Origin of the sequence: Burkholderia sp. CCA53 (assembly GCF_001685525.1) — a bacterium.
In the GTDB taxonomy this organism is placed as follows: Bacteria; Pseudomonadota; Gammaproteobacteria; order Burkholderiales; family Burkholderiaceae; genus Burkholderia; species Burkholderia multivorans.
In genome coordinates, this window is record NZ_BDDJ01000004.1 from 42,494 (window position 1) to 63,873 (window position 21,380).

At 60.9% G+C, this 21,380-nt stretch carries 21 protein-coding genes; 1 reads left to right on the plus strand and 20 read right to left on the minus strand.

Going from position 1 to position 21,380, the window contains the following annotated elements:
* Positions 1 to 25: 25 nt before the first annotated feature.
* The 3 genes from BCR55_RS29455 to istA all read right to left on the minus strand — a co-directional run bounded on the left by BCR55_RS29455 (position 26) and on the right by istA (position 2,317).
* The gene (locus BCR55_RS29455; RefSeq protein WP_065497276.1) at positions 26 to 250 is read right to left on the minus strand and encodes a hypothetical protein; all 225 of its coding nucleotides are present in this window, start codon (positions 248 to 250) and stop codon (positions 26 to 28) included.
* A gap of 250 nt (positions 251 to 500) precedes the next feature.
* Positions 501 to 1,307: an IS21-like element ISRme20 family helper ATPase IstB gene (gene istB, locus BCR55_RS29460; protein WP_006402507.1), complete on the minus strand. Its 807-nt coding sequence runs from the start codon at positions 1,305 to 1,307 to the stop codon at positions 501 to 503.
* Positions 1,307 to 2,317, minus strand: coding sequence for an IS21-like element ISRme20 family transposase (istA, locus tag BCR55_RS29465; protein WP_006405053.1), 1,011 nt, complete (start codon positions 2,315 to 2,317; stop codon positions 1,307 to 1,309). The genes istB and istA overlap by 1 nt, the downstream gene beginning before the upstream one ends.
* A gap of 122 nt (positions 2,318 to 2,439) precedes the next feature.
* Here istA and BCR55_RS29475 point away from each other — a divergent pair.
* Positions 2,440 to 3,560 (plus strand): IS3-like element IS407 family transposase gene (locus tag BCR55_RS29475; RefSeq protein ID WP_111442900.1). Its coding sequence is split into 2 segments (ribosomal slippage): positions 2,440 to 2,698 and positions 2,698 to 3,560, totalling 1,122 coding nucleotides; the frame shifts between segments, so codons are not numbered across the junction.
* 79 nt (positions 3,561 to 3,639) lie between these two features.
* Here the strand turns inward: BCR55_RS29475 and BCR55_RS29480 are convergent.
* The 17 genes from BCR55_RS29480 to BCR55_RS29550 form a co-directional block, all read right to left on the minus strand.
* Positions 3,640 to 4,808 (minus strand): IS3 family transposase gene (locus BCR55_RS29480; RefSeq protein ID WP_105771389.1). Its coding sequence is split into 2 segments (ribosomal slippage): positions 3,640 to 4,544 and positions 4,544 to 4,808, totalling 1,170 coding nucleotides; the frame shifts between segments, so codons are not numbered across the junction.
* A 141-nt stretch (positions 4,809 to 4,949) separates the two neighbouring features.
* The gene (locus tag BCR55_RS29490; protein WP_065497389.1) at positions 4,950 to 5,456 is read right to left on the minus strand and encodes a hypothetical protein; all 507 of its coding nucleotides are present in this window, start codon (positions 5,454 to 5,456) and stop codon (positions 4,950 to 4,952) included.
* A gap of 230 nt (positions 5,457 to 5,686) precedes the next feature.
* Positions 5,687 to 5,896: a hypothetical protein gene (locus BCR55_RS32030; RefSeq protein ID WP_217491749.1), complete on the minus strand. Its 210-nt coding sequence runs from the start codon at positions 5,894 to 5,896 to the stop codon at positions 5,687 to 5,689.
* Positions 5,893 to 6,120 carry a type II toxin-antitoxin system RelE/ParE family toxin gene (locus BCR55_RS29495; protein ID WP_083211918.1) on the minus strand — a complete coding sequence of 76 codons (228 nt, stop codon included), beginning with the start codon at positions 6,118 to 6,120 and terminating at the stop codon, positions 5,893 to 5,895. The genes BCR55_RS32030 and BCR55_RS29495 overlap by 4 nt, the downstream gene beginning before the upstream one ends.
* Before the next feature lie 378 nt (positions 6,121 to 6,498).
* Positions 6,499 to 6,684 carry a hypothetical protein gene (locus BCR55_RS32035; RefSeq protein ID WP_083211919.1) on the minus strand — a complete coding sequence of 62 codons (186 nt, stop codon included), beginning with the start codon at positions 6,682 to 6,684 and terminating at the stop codon, positions 6,499 to 6,501.
* A 101-nt stretch (positions 6,685 to 6,785) separates the two neighbouring features.
* Complete coding sequence (locus BCR55_RS33990) at positions 6,786 to 7,205, minus strand: GIY-YIG nuclease family protein (RefSeq protein WP_083211920.1); 420 nt, start codon at positions 7,203 to 7,205, stop codon at positions 6,786 to 6,788.
* A 102-nt stretch (positions 7,206 to 7,307) separates the two neighbouring features.
* The gene (locus tag BCR55_RS29500; RefSeq protein WP_065497281.1) at positions 7,308 to 9,512 is read right to left on the minus strand and encodes a DotA/TraY family protein; all 2,205 of its coding nucleotides are present in this window, start codon (positions 9,510 to 9,512) and stop codon (positions 7,308 to 7,310) included.
* Complete coding sequence (locus BCR55_RS29505) at positions 9,509 to 10,102, minus strand: hypothetical protein (RefSeq protein ID WP_065497283.1); 594 nt, start codon at positions 10,100 to 10,102, stop codon at positions 9,509 to 9,511. Before BCR55_RS29505 ends, BCR55_RS29500 begins: the two co-directional genes overlap by 4 nt.
* Positions 10,102 to 11,322, minus strand: coding sequence for a conjugal transfer protein TraW (gene traW / locus BCR55_RS29510; protein WP_065497285.1), 1,221 nt, complete (start codon positions 11,320 to 11,322; stop codon positions 10,102 to 10,104). The genes BCR55_RS29505 and traW overlap by 1 nt, the downstream gene beginning before the upstream one ends.
* Positions 11,319 to 14,384 (minus strand): conjugal transfer protein TraU, encoded by a 3,066-nt coding sequence (locus BCR55_RS29515; RefSeq protein ID WP_065497287.1) that lies wholly within the window; start codon positions 14,382 to 14,384, stop codon positions 11,319 to 11,321. The genes traW and BCR55_RS29515 overlap by 4 nt, the downstream gene beginning before the upstream one ends.
* 11 nt (positions 14,385 to 14,395) lie before the next feature.
* Complete coding sequence (locus BCR55_RS29520; RefSeq protein WP_065497289.1) at positions 14,396 to 15,148, minus strand: hypothetical protein; 753 nt, start codon at positions 15,146 to 15,148, stop codon at positions 14,396 to 14,398.
* A 46-nt stretch (positions 15,149 to 15,194) separates the two neighbouring features.
* The gene (locus tag BCR55_RS29525) at positions 15,195 to 15,665 is read right to left on the minus strand and encodes a DUF6750 family protein (RefSeq protein WP_065497291.1); all 471 of its coding nucleotides are present in this window, start codon (positions 15,663 to 15,665) and stop codon (positions 15,195 to 15,197) included.
* Between the two features lie 24 nt (positions 15,666 to 15,689).
* Positions 15,690 to 16,223, minus strand: coding sequence for a conjugal transfer protein TraQ (traQ, locus tag BCR55_RS29530; RefSeq protein WP_011875707.1), 534 nt, complete (start codon positions 16,221 to 16,223; stop codon positions 15,690 to 15,692).
* 12 nt (positions 16,224 to 16,235) lie between these two features.
* Positions 16,236 to 17,096 carry a hypothetical protein gene (locus BCR55_RS29535; protein ID WP_065497295.1) on the minus strand — a complete coding sequence of 287 codons (861 nt, stop codon included), beginning with the start codon at positions 17,094 to 17,096 and terminating at the stop codon, positions 16,236 to 16,238.
* A 37-nt stretch (positions 17,097 to 17,133) separates the two neighbouring features.
* Positions 17,134 to 18,468 carry a conjugal transfer protein TraO gene (gene traO / locus BCR55_RS29540; RefSeq protein ID WP_065497296.1) on the minus strand — a complete coding sequence of 445 codons (1,335 nt, stop codon included), beginning with the start codon at positions 18,466 to 18,468 and terminating at the stop codon, positions 17,134 to 17,136.
* A gap of 11 nt (positions 18,469 to 18,479) precedes the next feature.
* Entirely contained in the window at positions 18,480 to 19,667 is a 1,188-nt protein-coding gene (locus tag BCR55_RS29545; RefSeq protein ID WP_065497299.1) for a DotH/IcmK family type IV secretion protein, read from the minus strand.
* A gap of 11 nt (positions 19,668 to 19,678) precedes the next feature.
* Positions 19,679 to 20,452 (minus strand): DotI/IcmL/TraM family protein, encoded by a 774-nt coding sequence (locus tag BCR55_RS29550; RefSeq protein WP_065497300.1) that lies wholly within the window; start codon positions 20,450 to 20,452, stop codon positions 19,679 to 19,681.
* Positions 20,453 to 21,380 lie beyond the last annotated feature (928 nt).

Sequence of the window (21,380 nt, forward strand, 5' to 3'; positions counted from 1 at the left end):
GATCACTTATCTCTCCCGAACATCCTCAATCCTTCACCGCCACCCGAGTCGCCCCACCGTGCTGCGTCACCCTGGGTCTGCACCGAAGCTTGACGGCCCCCTTCGAAAACGACTCATCCGTCGCCTTGCTTGACCACACGTAGGCCTCTCCGGCTTTCAGCAGGGCCATGCGCTCTGGCGTCAGGTTGCCGAGTGCAGCGTTGGCCTTCTGGATGTGCTTCAGCCACGCAGGCGAGTTGAACTTGTGCATGATGATCTGGCTGGACAGTGGCCTTGACCTGCCCCCTGCAAACAGGGCCAGCCGGAGTCTAGTAAAGTTCGTTTTCGGATGTCAACAGCAACTTAGAAGTGACCCACTTGGGCCGTTGTGCAGCACATTAGATTTGACCCACCTGGGTCACCAAGTTGATGCCCAGCATGTTGCGTGACCCTGGGTCAGCGTCAGTTGCTGGCCATCGGTTTCGCCTGACCCAGGGTCAAACGATGTTGCTGATCATCACTTACGCGTGCATCTCCAGTTGCTGTTCAGCACTTTCGGATGCACGGGATCGGATCACGCCGGCTTTTCGCTTGTCCTTCAGTCGGTAGCTTTCGCCTTTGATCTGTAGAACATGGCTGTGATGCAGGAGGCGGTCGAGCAACGCGGCCGTGAGCGTCTGATCTCCGGCGAACGTCTGGTCCCATTGCCCGAACGGCAAGTTGCTCGTTACGATCACGGAACCCTTCTCATAACGCTTGGCAATCACCTGGAAGAACAGATTGGCATCGTCCCGGCCGAGCGGCAGATAGCCAACCTCGTCGATGATCAACAGCCGTGGGTTCATGATGTTGCGCTTCAGGAAGTCGGCCAATCGATCCTGCCGAGAGGCGGCGGCCAAGGCAATGACGAGATCCGCTGCGGAGATGAAGCGCGTCTTGATCCCCATCTGCGTTGCGATGTAACCGAGTGCGATCGCCAGATGCGTTTTGCCAAGGCCGCTCGGCCCGAGCAACACGATGTTCTCGGCGCGCTCGACGAAGGCCATCGACGACAGCTCCAGCACCGATTTCTTGGTAACGCCGTGAGCAAACGTAAAGTCGAACTCCTCCAGCGTCTTCAGCACAGGGAAGCCGGCCGTGCGCAGCAACATGGATTTGGTCCGCGTGTGCTTCGCGTCCATCGCAGATTTCAACAGCGCCTCGAAGAAGTCGGCAAACGTGAGTTGATTCGCTGCCGCGCGAGCTGCCAACATGCTGTACTGCTCGCCCATCGTGTCGATCCGCAGTTGTCGACAGGCTTCGAGGATACGTTCGTGCTGGATGTCCATCAACGCGCCTCCGTCAGCAGGTCTTGATAGACTGACAGCTGATGCTGCAGCGGCGTATCATCGAACCGCGACGGCGGTGGCATCGTCGGCACGGAAGCTGACGGCAGGTTCGCGCGCCACGGCTCCGGCAACTGCTGCAGCTTCGGTTGCTCGAGCAGGAGCCGCTCGAGTGGCGACTGGCCAGTCGTGCCGTGGATGCGCACATTGGCGACATCTCTCAGCCAGCGCACGACCTCGGCGTTCGCCGTGGTCGCGTCAAGCGAGAGGCGATCCTGAGCGAGCCGGCTTGCCAGCGGATTGTAGAAGCTGCGGCGCAGGTACCCGTTAAAGCGCTCCACCTTCCCCTTGGTCTTGGCTCGGTAGGGCTTGCACAGGCGCGGCACGAAGCCGTGGTGCTTCGCAAAGTCGAGGAAGGCCGGTTGATAGCGATGCAGTCCGGGACCATAGGCGTCTCGGCCAATCACCACCGTCTTGACGTTGTCGTACAGGACCTCGCGAGGAACCCCACCGAAGAAGTCGAACGCGCGCTCATGGCATCCCAGCAGCGTCGGCAATCGTTCGTCGGTCACGAACTCGACGTAACTCGCCCGACTGTAACCGAGCGTCGCAACGAATGCCGACAGCGGCAGCTTGCCACGTCGAAACACGATCCAGTCGACCTGCATCTGCTGCCCCGGATCGGTTTCAAAACGTACCAGTGGCTCCGGCGCCTTGATCGACTTCAGCGACCGCAGATAGGCCCGCAGCCGCGTCAGGCCTCCGTCATAACCCATCGCGCGAATCTCGATCAGCAGCGCGGTCGCCGGCAGCCAGGCCGGATGCGCTGCGCGAACCCGGTCATGCAGATAGGCTTTGAACGGATCGAGCTTCTGCGTGCGCCCCGATCGCGGCGCACGATCCTGCTCAGCACAACTGCGTAAGTATTTGCGCACGGTGTTCCTCGACAGCCCCAGTTCCCGCGAGATCTCCCGGATTCCTAATCCTTGGCGGGCCAACACACGTATTTCCACGATTACCTCCCTTGTAAGCACTGGCCCTCCAAAAAGGGCCCATCCTACCCGGGTGGGTCAAATCCAATGTGCTGCCGCTGGGTCATTTTCAACGTGCTGCTGACACGGAGAAGAAGACGAACATGAAGAAGCGCTTTACGGAACAGCAAATCATCGGGTTTCTGAAGGAAGCCGAGGCCGGTATGCCGGTCAAGGAACTGTGCAGGAAGCACGGGTTCAGTGACGCGTCGTTCTACACTTGGCGCGCAAAGTTCGGTGGCATGGAAGTCTCGGAAGCCCGCCGGCTCAAGGACCTCGAGGTGGAGAATGCCCGGCTGAAGAAACTGCTGGCCGAAGCAATGCTCGATATGGAAGCGTTGAAGGTCGTGGTCAAGGGAAAGCCCTGAGCCCGCAAGCCAAACGCGAGGCAGTGTCGGCGATTCGGGAGAAGGTCAACATCTCCGAGCGCCGCGCCTGCCGGCTTGTCGGGCTTTCTCGCAGCGTGCTGCATTACGACGCGAAGCCAGACCACGAGAATGAGGTGCTAGCGGCGCGTCTGGTGGAGTTGGCACACGAACGTCGTCGATTCGGCTACCGCCGATTGCACGCCCTGGTGGAACGCGAAGGCACGCACGCCAATCACAAGCGCATCTATCGCCTGTACCGTGAGGCAGGGCTGGCTGTGCGGCGCCGTCGCAAGCGCCAGGGTGTAATGATTGAGCGCGAGCAACTGGCATTGCCGGGCGCGCCCAACGAGGTGTGGTCAATCGATTTCGTGATGGATGCGCTTTCCAACGGCCGGCGCGTGAAGTGCCTGACCGTCGTCGATGACTTCACGAAAGAGGCTGTCGACATCGTCGTCGACCATGGCATCTCAGGTTTGTATGTCGCTCGGGCATTGGACCGTGCAGCTCGCTTCCGTGGCTATCCCAAGGCGGTGCGAACAGACCAGGGACCCGAATTTACGAGCCGCGCGCTTGACCAGTGGGCGTATGCGAACGGCGTCACACTGAAGTTGATTCAGGCGGGCAAGCCAACGCAGAATGCGTACATCGAATCGTTCAACGGCAAATTCCGCGACGAATGCCTTAACGAGCACTGGTTCACGACGCTCGCGCACGCTCGGGCAGTCATCGCGGCATGGCGTCAGGACTACAACGAGCAAAGGCCGCACAGCGCACTGAACTACCTTGCGCCGTCAGAGTTTGCGGCGAAACATCGGGCAACCGCGGATGCTCCTGCCGCTTTCCAGGAGCTGGTTTAAAGGGACTTTGCTAGAAGCCCATTGGCCCTATTGATGGGGGCAGGTCAGCCTGACCCCATAGGGTGGTCCGGTTTCAATCTTAGTTCATGATCGGCCTTGGGGCTATTGCCTGTGCAGATGGTGGTGCCGATCCACGGGTTGGCACCGGCCAGACGATGGCCTCCGGTGCTGGCGGTTTGTAACCGAGCGATGAGTGCGGTCGCTCGGTGTTGTAGTAGCGTCTCCATGCCTCGATGATGACCTTTGCCTCGGCGAGGCTATAGAAGATCTCACCGTTGAGCAGTTCGTCGCGCAGCTTCGAGTTGAAGCTCTCGCAGTAGCCGTTCTCCCACGGGCTGCCCGGCTCGATGAACGCAGTCTTCGCACCGACGGCGACAATCCACTCCCGCACCGCTTTGGCGATGAACTCCGGGCCGTTGTCGGAACGAACATGGCCGGGCACACCGCGCAGGATGAACAGGTCCGACAGGGCGTCGATGACGTCGGTTGAGTTGAGCTTGCGAGCGATGCGGATCGCCATGCACTCCCGGGTGAACTCGTCGATGATGTTGAGCATGCGGAACTTTCTGCCATCGTGGGTCCGGCCCTCGACGAAGTCATAGGACCAGACATGGTTGGGGTACTCCGGCCAAAGCCGGATGCACGATCCGTCATTCAGCCAGAGCCGCCCCTTCTTCGGTTGCTTCTGGGGAACCTTCAGCCCCTCCCGCCGCCAGATCCGTTCGACACGCTTGGCGTTCACCGTCCAGCCTTCAGACCGCAGCATCGCCGTGATCCTGCGATAGCCATAACGGCCATAGCGGGAAGCGAGCCGGATGATGTCGGAGGTCAACGCCTCTTCATCGGGCCGGCCTTGCGGCTTCTTGCGCTGGGTCGAGCGGTGTTGGCCGAGAACCTTGCAGGCAAAGCGCTCCGACACGGAGAACTTCGCCATGACATGATCGACGCAACGGCGACGGCGAGCGGGGCTCAGAAGTTTCCCGAGGCAGCCTCTTTCAGGATCAGCTTCTCGAGTGTCAGGTCCGACACCGCCTTGCGCAGCCGGTCATTCTCTTTCTCAAGCTCTTTTAGGCGCTTTACCTGGTCACCCTTCAGGCCGCCGAACTCCTTGCGCCACCGATAGTATGTAAACTGCGTCACGCCGATCGAGCGAACCGCTTCTCCGACAGAACGACCTTGCGACAACAGAACATCGACTTGGCGCAGCTTCGCCACGATCTCTTCGGGTTTGTGCTTCTTCTGGGGCATTCCAACGTCCTCCTACGGCTCAATAGCCTACTTCAGGGAGGACCACTTTTCAGGGGGCAGACCACATTAGTCTCCATGCAAAAATGGGCATGGTCGCCTCACAGCAACACATGCCCACAGGTTTGCCTATACGGCCAGCTCTCAGCCGAAAATCGTGACGAGGTTCGCCTTGCACTCGTCGGCCTTCCGACGGTCGATACGCACACCCACAACCGGCAGCGCGGGCACACGCGTCAGCAGCTTCAGCAGCGCCGGTTTGTTCTTCTCGACGTCCAGCTCCCACGCGTTCACGTTGTCGAAGTCGACGAGCGTTTCGGTGCCGTCGTTGACGTCGACGTAGAGCGCTTTGCGCGTCTTCGGATCGAAGCCGACGTAGCGGTTGTAGATCACCGACACGACTTCCCACTGCGGCGCGAAGCCCTTCGCCTTGAAGTTGGCGACGCGCGCGAGCACGCGGCCGCGCAGGAAATTCGGCAATGTCTTCAGCAGCAGGTAGCCGAGCACGAAATAGCCCAAGCAGCCAATCAGCAGCGGCACCGACACCTCGAGATCCTTGCCGGCATGGTTGGCCACGATGAAGAAAAGCGGCACAGCCAGCACCAGGCCGAGCAGGTAGAACGGGCGGAGCACATACCAGATGATGTTCATTTCCATTCCTCCTTAGTATGCCGTGATTTTGTATCACATCTTGCATACGGAATTTCTACGAGCTCATTCTAGCATGTGCTATTGACAAGGGCCAGCACTATTGATATGGCGCATGGGCTCGTGCGAGGCAGCCGCTGCCTATGACTTAGAGGAACTGGGATTTATGGATGCAGCAGCGTGCTTGGTCATGTGGCTGCTTGATTACTGCCCTTCCTTTCTCGTCCAAGATTTCATACATGGCAGCTCGGCGGCGGTAACTCATCGGCTCCCCACTTCGAGAGCCAGTCATTCACCTCTTCTAGTGTCAAATGCAGACCTGTTTGTTTGTATTCTTCCCATGCGTGCAGCGCGTCGAGCCTAAATGACTCGCGCAACTCTTCGCGTGTTGTACCTTGTATGTCTAACGCTGCCATCGGCGGTGCTGGCTTGTCATCAGTCATCGCTTGTAGATCTCCCGGCGGTTGCCAACCCGCACAATTAGAATGCACAACGCGCCGTCCTGAATGTCGGCGATGATGCGATATTCGCCGACACGATATTTCCAGAACTCGCCCAGCTTGGAGCCCTTCAACGCCTCTCCGATGCTTCGCGGGTGTCCGCGGCGCCGCTGGCGCTCTCCGCAACGTATGGACAGGCTGGAAGCCTTGCCCAGCAAGGGTTTCATCGGGTTGTCCAGACGTTGACCGGTCTCCGGCCCAAACCGGCATTTTTTGCTTGCTAACAGCAACCTGTCGTCACGCGCACGCCACACCGCCGACGTATATTCTTTGACACTATGAGGGGTTTCCTTTAATAATGTAAGCTCATGTAACATTCGAAACATTTGCACCCGCATCTACGGCCGCACCCATTAGGTTTGTCGCTTCCTCTTCAGCATCTTCGTGGATGCCAGGCGCCATAAGCCCATCGCAGTGCGCGACGTTGCTGCATCGAAAAGAAGCACAAAAATGAGTACCTATGTACGTCCCCGCGGCCGTCCATTCCCCTTGGTAAACCTGCGTACGCTCTGCGAGAGAAAGCAAGCGGCATAATAAACGCTCGGTTAGCGGATACGAAATTCGCGGGCAACGTCACTGGCTTGCCGGCCTTGTGTTGACTGCTGGACATACTCGCGCATGAAATCCCGAATCAATACCGAGGCGGGCCGGTCGTTTGCCTTGGCCGCTCTCAGAAAGGCTTGTTTCAGGTCAGCATCGACGCGGCAGGTGAAGTTTGTTTGCTGTTCCATCCTGCATCCTCTTAATAACGCCGTCTGTACTATGCACTAACATTGTAATGCAATCAATCGCCATAGGCTTACGCTGAAATTGTCTTGACCTGTCGCGGGTTTTAGGACTTATGCGACAATCGGAGGCGCAAAATTGGATACACATGCGTGTATCCAAATGCTAAGCTGCTCCCCATGAAAGACGCCGCCATGAGCCTACCGTTAAACAGGTCGAGGGAGGATTTGATGAAATTAACGAGATGGTTATAGCAGCCAGAGCTAAAGAATTCTGATGCCCCCTCACCTAGCCTATCAATCGATTCAATTTCACGGGTCTTGCATCGCCACATCTGAAATGTGAGGTGCAATATGCGTTCAACTTCTATTGCACGTCTTTCTGTGTCGAATTCCAAGGCGAAGCTGCCTAATGGACGGAAGCGCGGCAGGGAAAGTTGTCGTATTCGCGCCGATAAATTGACAGCTTTCCCTATCTTAAAACGGTCTCCATCACGGTGCATCAAGACATAGACAAAGGCCGACATATGGTTATCCCCCTTCCAAAATCATGCTTGGGCAGAGCCCACGCACGAGTGCTTGCGTGGTGTCGGAGGGGCAGGTCATGGAGCCTGACCCTCCCGATTTTGTTACGTCGATGCTTTTATCCCATCGCCGCCTTTATCGCCACCGCCACCTCGTTTGCCACCACCACTGCGGCCACCGCCGGGCAGCAATTGCTCGAGCTTGCTCCCGAAGACCCGGATCGCGTTGTGCATACGATCGTTGTCGTCACGTCCGATAGAACCCGAAGCGTGGCCGCCCACCCAATTGATCACCTGGTCCGGCACGATGAAGATCAGGTTGAAGCAGCTATGCACGAGATTCAGGCACATCGATGCATAGATCGTCAGGAAGAAGATGATGCTGAACAGCCCCGTTACCGAATCGAACTGCGCGTTGGCGAGCGCGATGCCGAACGTCTGGTTCAGCAGCGTACCGCCTGCAATGATGCCTGCACCGCCAAGGAAGAACCCGATCACCATCAGGATCGGACGCACCATCACGTTCAGCAGGAAGATGTAGCCGTGGGCCGTGCGATGACCGAGACCATCGCCCTCGCCTCCCAGGTGGGTGATCGCCCACAGCGGCGCGGCAATGATCGCCTCGCCAACCACGACCAGCCAGTTCACGGCCGCACCGAACCAGATGATGAACGGGACCATCGGCAGGTACGTCGATAAGGTACCGCCGAGGATGAACAACGCGATGATCGCCATCACCAGGAACGGTGACATCGCATCGAGCACGCCCTGCAGGGCATCGCCGATCGACGACACGGCGTTCGCCACCTTCGCGAACATGCCGGCGACGCTCCACCCTTCCTTGACTTGCGCGATCGCCTTGGCCGTCACGTAGGCTCCGAGGCCAGTCTCGGCGGCCGCCATTGTATAGTCGCCGAGGTTCTTCATCTTGATGAGCGGATTGACCTGGCCGCGCCCTTCGCCGCCGGCGTTGATGTCGATCATGTAGTTGACGATCCGCTGTCCCGGCGCGTTGAAGAAACTGCCGATGATCTTGTTCGCATCCGATCCGGCGGCGCCTTTCGAGTAGTCGCCCGTGCTCGTCGTGCCGAGCGTCGGCGTGTACGTCGACGTGGCCTGTTGCGCCTTGTACGCCGCCATCGCGCTTTGGTAGACCGTCAGCATCGACGGATCGCCTTCGGACGACATGCCGTAGACCGATGCTTTGGCCGCCACTGCATCCGACAGTTTCGTATTGGCCTGCGCGAATGTCTGGTACCACGCGCCGAGCGTCCACCACCCGCCTTCCTTGATCGACGAGCTCAACTGGCTCGCGAGCGCCGCGATGTTGCCCTGCTTCGTGGCGGCCATGCTGCTGATGGTGTTCTCGTACTGCTGCGCCGCCGACTGGATCGCAATCTCCGCATCCGGCAGCGCCCCGCCTCCCCCGCTTTGCTTTTGCACTACGGCGTTGACGAAGCCTTGCGCAGCTGACGTCAGGCTCGACTGCATCGCCTGAAGCGCCTGCAGATGCGCGCGCCGAAGATCGGACGTGTCGATGGTGCCGCTGAACCAGCCGGTCGACTGCGACTGCGGTTGCAGATCGTTATTGATGTCGGCACCGCCGCATACGAAGCTCGAATTCTTCAACACGAAGCCGGAGTTCGTCGGCGACTGCTGGATGTACCCGTCCTGAGTTACCAGCGCGCCGCTCGACTCAGCTTGTGCGAGGCCGGCGTTAATCGCGTGCATGCACAAGTTCGATTCGAACACGCTATGCGCGAGATTCACCGTGCTCGGCATCACCGGTTGCACGACCATCGATTGGCCATTCTCGAACGCGGAAACAGACGCGTCCACGCCGAGGTTGGCGATACCTACGCCCATCAGCGAAGCACCCCACAGCATCAGCAGCTGCGCGAGTGACCAACCGTTCGCGGTCGGAACGAGCGAAGCAAGGCCCCACACGATCCGAATCGGCCCCCACATCGTGTGCTTCTCGCGGTCGAACACGGCCCCATCGTGGGCCGTCTGCGACACCTTTTTGAACATCACATAGCATGCGAAGAACGCGCCGACGACAAGCAGCGCGCCGTTCGCGACCTGGAAAATCCCGGCCAAGATCGTATCGCTGCCGCCGGCGCCGCCCGTGGCGAGCGGATTGTTCACGACGTTGCCGTAGATCGACACGAGCGCTTCGCGCGATTTGTCGCCCGAGCGTTGCGCCGCCTGCGTGATCTCGCCAAGCGACGTGCTTTGCGCCAACGCCGGCAGCGACAGCAGGGTGGCCATGCCGGCCATCAGGCCAGCGAGGATACGGGAGGTTCTCATGCGTGCGTTCCCCCTTTGCGACCGAATTCGGGATCGAGCGTCACCCACCACCATCCCTTCACTTCGCGCATGAAGTCTTCAAGGCCGCCCTTCTCTTCTTTCGAGAGCCGGTGCGTGCGCAACTGCCACAGGCGAAGCTGCGCACCCAACGCGACCATGAAGAAAACCGGCTGGCTGGCAACGAGCGAAATTGCCCCCAGCGCGATGCCGCGGTTATGGCCGAACCAGATCCCGCCGAGTACGCCGTAGAGGCCCATCAGCGCGAAGAACGCGGCCGTGCCGATCGCGATCCGCTTCTTCCCAAGAAAATAGCGGTACAGCTCTTCTTCATTGAGCGCATTCGCCGATCGTCGGCTCATTGCATCGGCGAACGAGTCGTTGCGCTGCTCCTTCGGCCCCTTGATGCCTTCGACGATGGTCTTGCGTGCATCATCACCCAGCTCTTTCAAAGCGCCGAGGCTTTCCTTCGTCCGCTCGACCTCCTTCTTCGCGAGCACGACGGTCCGCTTCATCGCCGAAAACGGCAGGAACACTCGCCACGCGACCTTGCCGGTTGTCCGCAGCGCGTTCTTTTTCTGTTCCGTGGCCATCACTGACCTCCCATGCGGCCGCCAATTGTCCGGTACTTCTGCGTCAGGATCGGCTCGTATTCCTGACGCGCCAGGCTCGCGAGGACTTCGCCGTTGATGACGTTGCCCTTGCGCAGCTCGTTCTTCACCTCGAGCAGCAGCCAGTTGTTCAGCGATGCCACGCGGATCTGCTCGCGCAGCAGGTTGTCGCCGCTCATCGCCTGCAGGTCCGTCTGATACTGGGTATTGGCGTAACGCCGGCCGACCTCGAACGCCTCGAACTCCCGAGCCGACATCAATCCCGTGGCCTTGGCCTGCGAGGATGCAACCTGGTTGTAGTACGAAGCTGCCGAAGGCGCCTGCAGCGCGTCAGCCAGCAGGTCCTTGGTCGCCGGGTTCGGCTGGCTGTCGGCGATGAGCTGATCCTGTGGATCGGATGCGGCCGAGATGATCGCGTTGTACTGAGTCATCAGGCCGACGTACTGCGCGCCGGCCACGGTATCCGCTTCGCCTTTGCGGAGCTGCGGGCCGATCGAGCGACGGATCGAGTTCTGCGTGTACATCCGCGCCACGTCGGTCTGCTGTTGCGAGAACGTCAACTCCGGCGCTTTCCCGTTCGGGCCCGCGCCGCTCAGAACAGAGTCGATACGCTTGTCCGCGCCCGGCAGGCTGCCGACCGACGGGCACGCCCGAGCTCCGCCGTAGGCCGAGTAATCGTCGGCGTCGCAATATTGCGCGTGAATCTTCGCCGCGCGAGACGCGTCAATCTCCGGCGCCGGCGGGGGCGAGTTGATCGCCTGCGCGATGGCGGAATTGCCGATCGCGGCACCGCCGCCGGGGCGGATGCCGCCCTTCGCGGCGCCGGCGGCCGCGCCGACCTGGACGGCACCGCCCGAACCCGATTCGCTGCAGATATTGTCGGGCACTTGGTAGCGTTGGCGCGCGTCCTCGATGCGACGATTCATTTCCATGTTCACGTCGTTCTCGCGCTGCGCGCGTGCGGCCGCCTCGATGGTGCTGGCCGTCTTGTTACCGTTCTCGTTGACCGCCATGCCGAGGTTGTACAGCAGGGTGCTGACCGACGTGTTCATCGCGGTAATTGCCCCGGTAATCATGGTGCTGGCCGCATTGACCGCACCCACTACGCAGCCGTCACAAATTGCGAACGCCGGCGTCGACGCTACCAGCCCACCGGCCAGCACCGCAGCAGCGAGCGGCCTCATCACGATCTTGTTCTTCATTCGACCAGCTCCCGTTGCTTCATCATCTTGCGCGTGTACCGTTCGACCAGCGTGCTCGCCAACCTCTCGATAACTGAAACGTCTTCTTTCTCGGACGACTCCGCACGCATGTGCTCGATCATCTCCAGCGCGGTGCCCAACGGAAAGTGTTCCGAGAGCAGTTTGCGCGCCTCGTAAGGCCCGATTCGCTTATAGAGGCGGTTGCGCAACGCGACGTCTTCCTGCGTTGTCGAGAACGCCCACAACTCGATCGGACCGACCGTGTTGGTAAGGAGCTGCACCACGAAGCCCACCTTCGTCTTAAACAGCGCGAGGAAGTTACCGCCCTCGGGGCCGGGGCCAACCGCTTCGCGCTGCAGTCGTCTGATTGCTTCCTCGGACACGCTGTAGATTGAACGCAGGATCTCTTCGTCGGCCGCGTTGCCGCCGCGCATGACATAGACGGCCGTGGCCGCGTTAAGCAGCTCGGTCGGGTAGTCAGCGAGGTATTGCGAGGCATTGACGATGCGGATGCCCCACTTACGACCTTCCCGGCCGTCCTTAATCATCGTCTGCACGAACGCCTCTTGCCCGCCCGTGTTATGCACTTCGTCGTAAGCGATGGTCTTCTGCTCGTCCTGCACGTCCGCAACGCGCTTCAGGTGATACTCCTGATACATCTTCGGGACCACCGGCAACACCACCTCATCTCGAAGGAAGTAGTTCTTGGCGGCCATCTGCCGCGCGAACATGTACATCGCAGCAGTGCGAAGCATGCCTTCGGGCGTTTTGCCGCCAATGACGTCGTTCAGGTCGATCGAGATGATGCGAGTCTCGCTGTTGAGCTCGAAGCGCGTGCGGCCCGCGAACAGAGCGTAATTCGACGTCGCGACCGTGAAGCAGCGGTACATGTACTTGAGCAGCGGCTCGTTCGTGCCCGGAACCTTGGCCTCACCGAACAAGTCGCGGATCGATTCGTCGTTCAGATACGCACCAAAGTCCGGGAGAATCGGAACAGCTTGGCGCTGCGCAAGCGACGCCTCGCGTACATAGCCGGCCTGGAACAGCATGTCGGTGACTTCCCACCATTTCGCGACCGACCACCACTCTTCCGAGTATTGCGTCTTCAACCCGGACGATTCGAGCACCGCGTCGACCGTCCGGTCGATATGCGGCTCGTACATGTGCGGATTTTTCGTCGCGCGGTCTTCATAAGCGATCCGCAGCAGCATTTCGTTCACCTGCGAGCACCCGGACGGCGCCTTCTTCGTCGCCGGATCGGTGCAGAACAGCGTCAGCAGGTCGACCAGGAACTCCTGCTCGCGCGACGTCGGAAAGCGCGCGCCGAGCTGCGTGTCGAACGGGTTGGTCGCGTACTCGAGGGAATTCTGCAGGCGAAGATACGCCGCCTCGCTTTTGCGATGTTCGGGCAGCGAGTCCTTGATCAACTGAATCAGACCGGACGACGACGGGCCGACGTCGATAATCGTCATCAACGGCAGCCGCACGTTGCCCGGCCGGTGGACGGTCGCGCTGTTCATCGAGTTCATGAGCACCGACTTGCCGCTACCCGGCGGCGCACTGATGAGTTCGATCCATGTGTCCTGCAGACGGCTGCCCAACTGGATCGGATAGATCTTGCCGTCGGGAGTCCGTACGATGAGCGAGCCGCCGTCGCCCCACGGCGTCGCCGGCCGCTGCAACGGCAGCAGCGCGAGCGCGTCGGGAAGCGGCGGCACCATGCGATTGGCCACGTTCTTTGTCGTGAAGCCCGGAATCGTCGACGCCCACGCGGCCATTGGGTCGCCGTGTACCGACGTGACCTGGCAAATGCCCCACGACTGGATCGACTTCTCCAGCGCGGCCATTCGACGCTTCGTCACGCTTTCGCTCGGCGACCACGTGGACACCGTGAACTTCATCGAGCAGATCGCGTCCTCTTTCGAGCGCTCGTTGAGATCGATGAACGACTGGCGAATCTGGCGGTTGCTCGGCAGCATGCCGACGAACGCCACCATCATTTGCCGCGCGCGCATCTCATTCAATCCACCCGGATTCAAATCGATGCGAACGCGCCACGGAATCTCGCGATCGATCGACGCGAACAGCGACGAGAACGGCTGCGGCTCTTGCGGCCCGAGCTCCATCGACAGGTTTCCGTGCCACAGCTCATCCGTCTTGATGATCTCGCGATGGTTCGTCACATCGTTCGTGCAGATCTGGTAATTGACCGGAGGCGCCGTCAGGTCCGAATGATCTCGCTTGTCTTCCCGCCCACGCGGAATGAAGCGGTCGCCCGGAAGCACCGGCCGGAATTTCTGCGAGGTGCGCTCGCGATTGACCATAATGCGCACGCGCTTGATTGCTTCGTGAGCGCTGATCGGCCGGAGCATGATGCCAGGGCGCCCGTCCGAGCCGCAGCGCTCGAAATCATGGCGCACACGCTCGATCATCGTGTCATGGCGATACTTCATCGCCATCAGGACCGACGCGGGGTTTTGGCCAAAATCGATACGCGGCAGCTCGTGCTTTTGCGCCTCCTGCGACCGCTCTTTGAGCTCCCGCTTCATTTCTTCGGGGCTCATGACGTTCATGTGCGTGTACACGATCATCAGGTTCTGTTCCCACGCGACGAGCGGCGCGTTGCTACGCACACGGTCCAGAATGATGTCCTCGGATTTGAGGCCAATGCGGCGAGCGGCGTTGATCTGCGGCTCGACAAGGCGCATCAGTTCGTCGAGCGAGCGGTCGGGATCGCGCTCGAACCCGAACGTGATCGAATGGCCGTACCGCTTCATGTAGCCGTTCATCTTCACGCGCAGGTTGTCGATCATCTTGCCGAAGTCTTGATCGGAAAGGATCTGGTAGGTGCCCTGCACGTCGAACGCCGTCAGCAGCGCGAGCTTGTTATCGACCACGATGTACGGGTCTTTCAGGCCCGGGTGCCGCTTGATGTCTTCTTCCGTGAGGCCCACGGCCGTCGCCAGCTCGCAGTATCCGGCGAAGTCCTTGCCGATCCAGTAACGCGCGAGATAAGCGAGCGTGTCCTCGATCGCGGTTACACCCTTGTCCAGAAAGCCCATATTCGTTCCTCTTATGCAGGCGCGTTCATAACGTCGTGATACACCTGGCCCCACTTGCCGACCGGCAACGTGCCGTAAGATTCGCGCGCCCATGTGCCAGCGACTTGCGTGTATGGACCAGGGTTGAAAACTACGGCGAGGCCTTCGAAGACAACCTCGCGCTTTTCCCGGTCCTGCTCCTCGAGGCGAACGATCGCCTCGGCGAAAACGGCCGGGTCGCTCGTGCCCCACGCGTCTTTCGCGTAGTCGCGATGCGAGGCCATCCAGTTCAGCAGCTTCTTCGCATCCTCCCGCACCGCTGGATCATCGGATTGCAGTGCGACGATGATCGTGCGTTGCAGATGGTTTGCGTCCTGCGCACTGAGCCCCGGCAGATAGGCGATCACGGCATTGCCTTCGCCGAGCTCGCCGAGGTGGTTCCAGCCGTGACACAGATGGTCAGCGGCGCGCAGGTTCTCTGCCCGCACGTCGCGATGGTTGTCGCTCAGGTTATGAACCTGGTTCTGCGACGAGTAGAAGCCGCAAAACATGCAACGGTGCCCGTCAGCGACGAGCGCTTTGCGGCGCAAATCCTGCCGCTCGAATTCGGGCTCCGTCGGCTCCATCGCGTGCGGGTGCTTGTCGCCCCACACGCGGCTCTTCGTCGAAAATACAAGCGCCGGATACGCGGCCTTCTCGAAGTTGCTGCCCAAGCTGGGCTTGGGCAGCACCTTGTCGAGCTCGACGGCGGCCGGGTCGTGAATGTCGGTTCGGTCTGTCGTCATCGCTATTGGGGCGGTCAGTTGACCGCCCTCCCCCGTGTGAGAGCGGTCACTGCGGAATCTGGCCTTGCGAGGAGCTTTGGATGCCCACGGTTTCGCCGGCCTTGATCATCACGAAGCCCGTCGCGCCGAGGGCAGCGCCGGCAAGGATCGGAACGAAGATCTGCCCGCCCTTGATCTGGCTATGCTCACCCTCCTTGCCCTTGCGCCACCAGTTGTAGCCGCCGTAACCAGCACCGCCGAAGCCGACGACCGCGAACAGCTTCCCGAGATTGGTCTTGATCGAGTCACCCTGCTGGGCCGCCGTATCGACCATTCCCGCGATACCTTGACCGTCGGCGTGGGCGGCCGTTGCAACGCACAGGCCGGTGAATGTCATCGCCGCGCTGGCCAGCATGATTCGCCGCTCGCGCGGCGTGCGCGATTCCACATAGTCCGCGCACTTCGCCGCCGCGGCGATGTGCGCTTTGCGCCCCAGGTCCCCGAGCCACTCGACGGGCTTGAGCATTGCCTTTTTCATTCACTTTCTCCTATCAAGATGGAACTACCAGTAGAGGCCGAAAGATTGCCGGAACGCCTCGATTACATCCGGGATCTGAACCAGCATCGCCCCACCCACCATGTGCGTGAGGGCGCGCCAGACAGAATCATCGGCACCATGCGACGACTGCCCATCCATCGATGCCTTCTTCAGAATGACGACGCCCCGGAAGAAGAAGACGCCGCCTGCCACGCTCGCGATCGTTAGCACTGCATTGATCGCGTCCGCGAAGCGTCCGAAATCGGACGCCCCACTGTACGAGATCGGCCCGTAGCTCACCGTGCCGGTACCAAACGAGTTCCACGTCGCGTTGATGAACTGCGACAGGTTCAACAGCAGCCCACCGATCAAAATGATCGGCAGGATGTCGCCGATCGTCACCGGAGACTGGCCCGGCAACCGCGACGCGCGCTGCATGCGCAACAGCGAGTTACCGACATACAGGATGCCGACGACTGCGCCGAGCACCCAAAGGAATCGCCACATCGCCACCGAAAACGTGCTGGCGAAATGGACGACCATCTGAGCCAGATCCATAGTGCGACGCTCCTATCGAATGGTGCCGAGCGACGTCACCACTTGGCGCGTCGAAGCATCGACGCGGATGATGCGCATGCCGTCGATCACGTCGCCGGCCTGGACGACATATGTGCGTTCGGCGTTCTGAATCCACGCCTGATCCCGATAGACCGTGTTGAGCGTGAAGTCGCCCAGCTTCGTGGCTCCAGTGCCGACGTGCGACGTCGTTGCGCTAGTCGCATAACGACGCGGCGAGGTCGAGGTGTGCCTCACGCGGTGCTTCGGCTTGCTGACGCTCGCGGTTGCCGCGGCGGCCGGTGCGGGACACTTCGCCGCCTGAGCTTCCGCTGCGGCCAACTTGCCCTGTAGGTCATCGACTTTCGCTTGCAGCTCTGCTTCCTTCGTCGACTGCGCCTGCGCTGCTGTCTCGCTCGCCGGCAACGGCGACGATGCGGCCGTAACAGCCGTCGCCGCTGAGGCCGCGCTGGCCGACGGCGCGTCGGTCGTGGCCACGCTCGACGCCGAAGTCGTCGGAGCTGACGCTGCCGGCTGGTTGGCGCTCGCCTGGTACTGCTGTTGTGTTCGGCTTGCGTCGCTCATTGCCTGATCGGGGTTGAGCATGCGAGTTGTCGTCGATGTATCCCGCGACGATCCACCGAACATGTGCGGCCACGCGATCCATGCCGCCGCGATAATCACCGCAGCAACCGCGAAATGCACGGGCCCCAGCTTCGACGCAAAGCCCTGCAATGCTGGGGCTTTCGACTTGGCAGTCTGAGCCGCACCGTCGTGCGTCTTACCGGCCTGATTCGAACTCTTCGTGTCCGGCTTCATGTTGAAAATGTCCACGCCGGAATCCGGCTGTTTGTCCTTGTCTGTCGGGTCGCTCATATCGGGCACCTTTTCGTATTGTAGCCATTATACGGAGTTAATACCGAGGATAGTAGCCGTACCCCGACGGCTGGTAATAGCCCGGAGGCGTATAGCCCGGCATGTTGTACGGCGTGCTGCCGTAACCGCCGTTCGGAGCCGCCGGCGGAAAGTTTTGGCGAGGCGGCTGCGATGCCGGTTGGCCAACCGCGCCCAGCGGGTCGGTACCGGGTTGCATCGGCTGCACCGGCTGGGTCGGACCTGCCGCGCCGGCGGCCACGTCGTCGCTTGCCAGCACCGGACCGATAAACTGAATCCAGATCGGCGTGTCCTTCGGAATGAGAACTTGCTTCACCGGCATGTTCGCCGCATCGTTGGCCAGCACCTGGCCCGCTTGGTTGCCCATGCCTCCCGCGATCGTCCCGCCCACCGCGCTCCATTTCGGCGTCGACGGATACGTCTGGATCACACCGCCTTGCGGCGTGATGATGTTCTGCGCCGCCGACTGTTCGAAGAGCTGACCGGTACGTCCGATACCCATCGCGATCGCCGGAATGATGATGCGCGAGAAGTAACGGTTGTTGACCTCGCCCGACAGCGCCGTGCGCATCGTGTCCTGATCCATCGCTTTCGCCGTGACCTTGTACGAACGCCCTTGCCACTTCATGTAGCTGAAGGTCATGTCCACCGTGTTGGTGATGCGCTTGTAGCCCATCGCGAACAACACCGCACCCGCATACTGGCCGTTCGGGATATACGCCCGCACCACGGAGTTCTCGTCCGTATCGATAGCCGTCTGCAGCACTGCCGGAATCAGCGCGAAGTCATCGACCACCTTGACCTTCGCGGCCGCCGCTGCCGCCTGCTGAGTAGCTTCGCTGGCCGATACGCGCGTCAGTGACTTCGCGTAATCAACACTGTCCGTTGAGACGCGCGCAGTACCGTGCGCCACCGGCGCCCAGTTCGCCATCAAGCCCTGCATCTGGTCAGCGACTTCCTTCTGTCGCTGCTGATCTTGCTGCGGATTCTGCTGCTGGGCCGGCTGCTGGTAATAGACGACCTGCGGTTGGGCTTGCGGCTGGGCCGGCGGCGCACTTGCAGGCTGCTCGGGGACGTTGCTCGTGCGGCTCGAAAGCACCGACAGATACGACTGTCCGCTTTGCTCTGCGTCGGTCGCTTTCGCACGGTTGTACTTGTCCAGAACCTGCGAGTATTGCTCGCTTTCTTTGGTCGGTGTCCCGCGCCCTTGCGTCTGCAAGTTGCTGATCTGCGATTGCTTGCGCGAACTATCTGCGAAGTACGTCGCAGCGATATAGCCGATAGCCGCAACCGCCACGATGACCCCGATCGCGATGACTTTGCTTTGGCGGCCGACGTCCGATTGTGTACTCATGCTCTGGCCTCTCAGTTGATGTCGAGTTGGAGCGTCACGGACCGGCCCATCTCGGACAACGTGACGTAAGGGGTCGGCGGAAGCCGATACACGCGCGTACCATCAGCGGCGGACATGCTCTGATCGAATGCCGTCTGAATGTCGTAGTTCGTGCGAACGAACATCGCGTCGCCGTACTGCCACACCTGCGTGCGCGCCGGCACATCGCCATGTGCCGTCACGCGCTTTGCGTCGCGAGGCGGGATGCCGTCAAGAAATGCCTGCATCGTGTCGTCGTACAGCGCGACGCGCCCCGCTCCGAGAAACGGCGCTTGCGCATTCGGGCCTCGGCCCGGCACGCGCAGATCGAGGCGATAGTCGACGACGCGGCTCTTTTCTTTCGAGTCCGGCTCACCCGTTGCCAGCTTCACGACCACGGGCGTCGCCATGCCCTGCAGGAAGACCGTGACGTTGCCGTCTTCATAGGCCGACAACGCCGAGATCACGACGGACGGCGTGCCTTGCAGCCACTCGACATCGAAGTAGCGCGGATCGGAGACGCGCGGCGCGACTGCGAGCGGCCACGGCGCGCCGGTCGAATCCACGAACACAAGCGTCGTCTGCTCGCCAGGCAACACACGTGCAATCGGAAGCGCGGCACCCGGCGAAAGGTCGACCGAAATACTGCTGATCCGCGGCACGGTTCGAACGGGGTGATACGCCTTTGCCTTGCGAGAGTCATCGAGCTGCTGACGCAGCCTGACGATCTCGTCGTTGCTAAACGGCGAGACGACTTGCTCCGCGCGCTCGAAATTGCTCGGAGGCGCAAGCGGCGGCATCGGCGCGACGCCGTTTTGAGGTGCGGCTCCCGCCGGATACTGCTGCGGATAGCCCTGCGGGGGTTGTCCGGCCACAGCATAATTCGCCGCTCCATAGTTGGTTTGCGGGAACGCAGCTTGGATTTGCTGCTGCGAACTCATCGGCGCTTGACCAGGCGGCGGCGGAAAGCCGCCGTTCGGCGCGGCTGCATTCACCCACTGCGGCGCCTGCTGCGCCTGCGGTGCCGGTGCTGCTGGCGCCGGCGAAGCGACACCTTGCGCGGCCGGTGCGGCGCTTTGCTGCGCCGGTTGAGACTGAGGCTGCTGCGCGTTCTGAGCCATCGCCGGTGCGAGCGAGCTGGCCGCCAACGGTGCAACGAGCAAAAGGGCGAGTCGTTTCATCGTTCGAGTCCTCAAAGCGGCTTCGTCACCAGTTGGCCGACGCCGATGCCTTCAATGGAGTCGAGCGTCGAAACCCGCTCGATCCGAACCGTTGCGAGGAAGCGCTGCGCGGGAAGCTCACTTGTCTGCCCGGAGAGCTTGACCTCGATCGGCATCTCGACGTACCACACGTAGACGCCGTTCTCGACGCCCTCCTTCGTGAGAACGCCAGTGCCGGCAGTGACCGACATGTTCATTCGGCGATCGCGAACGGTCGCGAGCACGCCAGAGGCTTGCAGAGACGCGATAAACGACTTGAAGCCGTCGCGCGTGTAGTTGCCGCGCACGTCCTCGAGCTGTTGACGCCAGTTCAGGAAGTCCATCGTGAAGGAGCGATTCATCGTGTCCTTCGCGTACTGGATTACATCGGCCGCTTTGCGGTACGGCTGCGACATCGGGATCAACGGGAAGATGCGGCCGTTGTCGGAGGCGAAATACTGACGATCCGGGTTGAACGCACGCCAGCCGAGCACACCATTCGCGACGACGCTGACGAGCAAGGCCGTTGCGAGAATGAAGTTCAGCTTGACCGCCGAGCCTGCGATGAACTGCAGGTGCTTGCGATCCTTTTCCATCCGTACCGCTGGCTCGATAGCATCGGCCGTTTGATGGAGTTCGGCGGCAAGCTCTGCGAGCTGCTCGTTCGCCGCATCCGGGGATGCTGCATTGGACTCGGTCTGGTCCCTCGGAGGAAGCGGGCCGGCAGCTACGGCCCGTTCCTGGTTTGCTTCGTTCAGTGCGGTCATCGAACCACCTCCTTTTTTCCGTATTATAACCATGATGCAAAAAACAACAAGAGCGCTCAAGCACGAGAATAGGCGCCTTTCATTTCATCAGGAGAGATAGCCGCAGCTTCCCATGCAGGATTGAATACGGAATGAAGGGAACGCTTCCAGAGGCCGGTCGGCCACTCGTATATCGCCGACGTTTTGACGCCGGTTTCGTATATCGCCGACATATCGGGAGGCTCCTCGATGCCCGCGAGACCGCATAAATCAAGGGAAATGCGCGAATCGCGCTACCTACGGCCCTAGTGGAGCATGTGGCCATCTGGCTCGTACATCGCCGACGCGGTTCGTACATCGCCGACAATGTGGATAAGCCTCTGGATAGGCTGTTGAGGCCCTCGTATATCGCCGATGGATAGCCTCGTAGATCGGCGACAAAATGGTCGTATATCGGCGACGGTCATTTCGTACATCGGCGACATACGCAATTCGCAAAGCCTTGCTGCGCAAGGCGTTTCAGAGTTTGCTCGGGACGCTAACACGCGCGCGGCTGTTAACCCCCCTTTTTTAACAAAAACTAGTAGTAACGCAATCTCAAGCCCCCGCCTCTTGGGGGGCGCAAGCGCCCCCCGCCGGCTCGCTCCGCGCTCCGCGCTCCGCCCCGGCCGCGCAAGCGCGGCCTCCCCACCCGGCATCCCCCAAAAAGTGGCGCGGCTCTGCCGCGCAGGCATACCAAGGCCGCGGCGAACCAGCCCACCGCGCGGCAGGCAAGCCTGCCGTGATGCCCTTCCGCGCCGCGGCCAAAAACATTCGATGAAAAGGGAAGGCGACCTTGCCTTAACGGGCTCACTTCGTCGAACCGTTCCCGCATAACAACGGCCGCACTTCGCACAGCAAAAAATCATCATCCAGGCGCTTCGCGCCCCGACCATCCACCAACTCCACA

Coding starts and splice junctions, on each gene's coding strand:
- BCR55_RS29455 (WP_065497276.1), bottom strand. CDS start 250: ATGCACAAGTTCAACTCGCCTGCGTGGCTGAAGCACATCCAGAAGGCC.
- istB (WP_006402507.1), bottom strand. CDS start 1,307: ATGGACATCCAGCACGAACGTATCCTCGAAGCCTGTCGACAACTGCGG.
- BCR55_RS29490 (WP_065497389.1), bottom strand. CDS start 5,456: ATGAACATCATCTGGTATGTGCTCCGCCCGTTCTACCTGCTCGGCCTG.
- BCR55_RS32030 (WP_217491749.1), bottom strand. CDS start 5,896: ATGACTGATGACAAGCCAGCACCGCCGATGGCAGCGTTAGACATACAA.
- BCR55_RS29495 (WP_083211918.1), bottom strand. CDS start 6,120: ATGAAACCCTTGCTGGGCAAGGCTTCCAGCCTGTCCATACGTTGCGGA.
- BCR55_RS32035 (WP_083211919.1), bottom strand. CDS start 6,684: ATGGAACAGCAAACAAACTTCACCTGCCGCGTCGATGCTGACCTGAAA.
- BCR55_RS33990 (WP_083211920.1), bottom strand. CDS start 7,205: ATGTCGGCCTTTGTCTATGTCTTGATGCACCGTGATGGAGACCGTTTT.
- BCR55_RS29500 (WP_065497281.1), bottom strand. CDS start 9,512: ATGAGAACCTCCCGTATCCTCGCTGGCCTGATGGCCGGCATGGCCACC.
- BCR55_RS29505 (WP_065497283.1), bottom strand. CDS start 10,102: ATGGCCACGGAACAGAAAAAGAACGCGCTGCGGACAACCGGCAAGGTC.
- traW (WP_065497285.1), bottom strand. CDS start 11,322: ATGAAGAACAAGATCGTGATGAGGCCGCTCGCTGCTGCGGTGCTGGCC.
- BCR55_RS29515 (WP_065497287.1), bottom strand. CDS start 14,384: ATGGGCTTTCTGGACAAGGGTGTAACCGCGATCGAGGACACGCTCGCT.
- BCR55_RS29520 (WP_065497289.1), bottom strand. CDS start 15,148: ATGACGACAGACCGAACCGACATTCACGACCCGGCCGCCGTCGAGCTC.
- BCR55_RS29525 (WP_065497291.1), bottom strand. CDS start 15,665: ATGAAAAAGGCAATGCTCAAGCCCGTCGAGTGGCTCGGGGACCTGGGG.
- traQ (WP_011875707.1), bottom strand. CDS start 16,223: ATGGATCTGGCTCAGATGGTCGTCCATTTCGCCAGCACGTTTTCGGTG.
- BCR55_RS29535 (WP_065497295.1), bottom strand. CDS start 17,096: ATGAGCGACCCGACAGACAAGGACAAACAGCCGGATTCCGGCGTGGAC.
- traO (WP_065497296.1), bottom strand. CDS start 18,468: ATGAGTACACAATCGGACGTCGGCCGCCAAAGCAAAGTCATCGCGATC.
- BCR55_RS29545 (WP_065497299.1), bottom strand. CDS start 19,667: ATGAAACGACTCGCCCTTTTGCTCGTTGCACCGTTGGCGGCCAGCTCG.
- BCR55_RS29550 (WP_065497300.1), bottom strand. CDS start 20,452: ATGACCGCACTGAACGAAGCAAACCAGGAACGGGCCGTAGCTGCCGGC.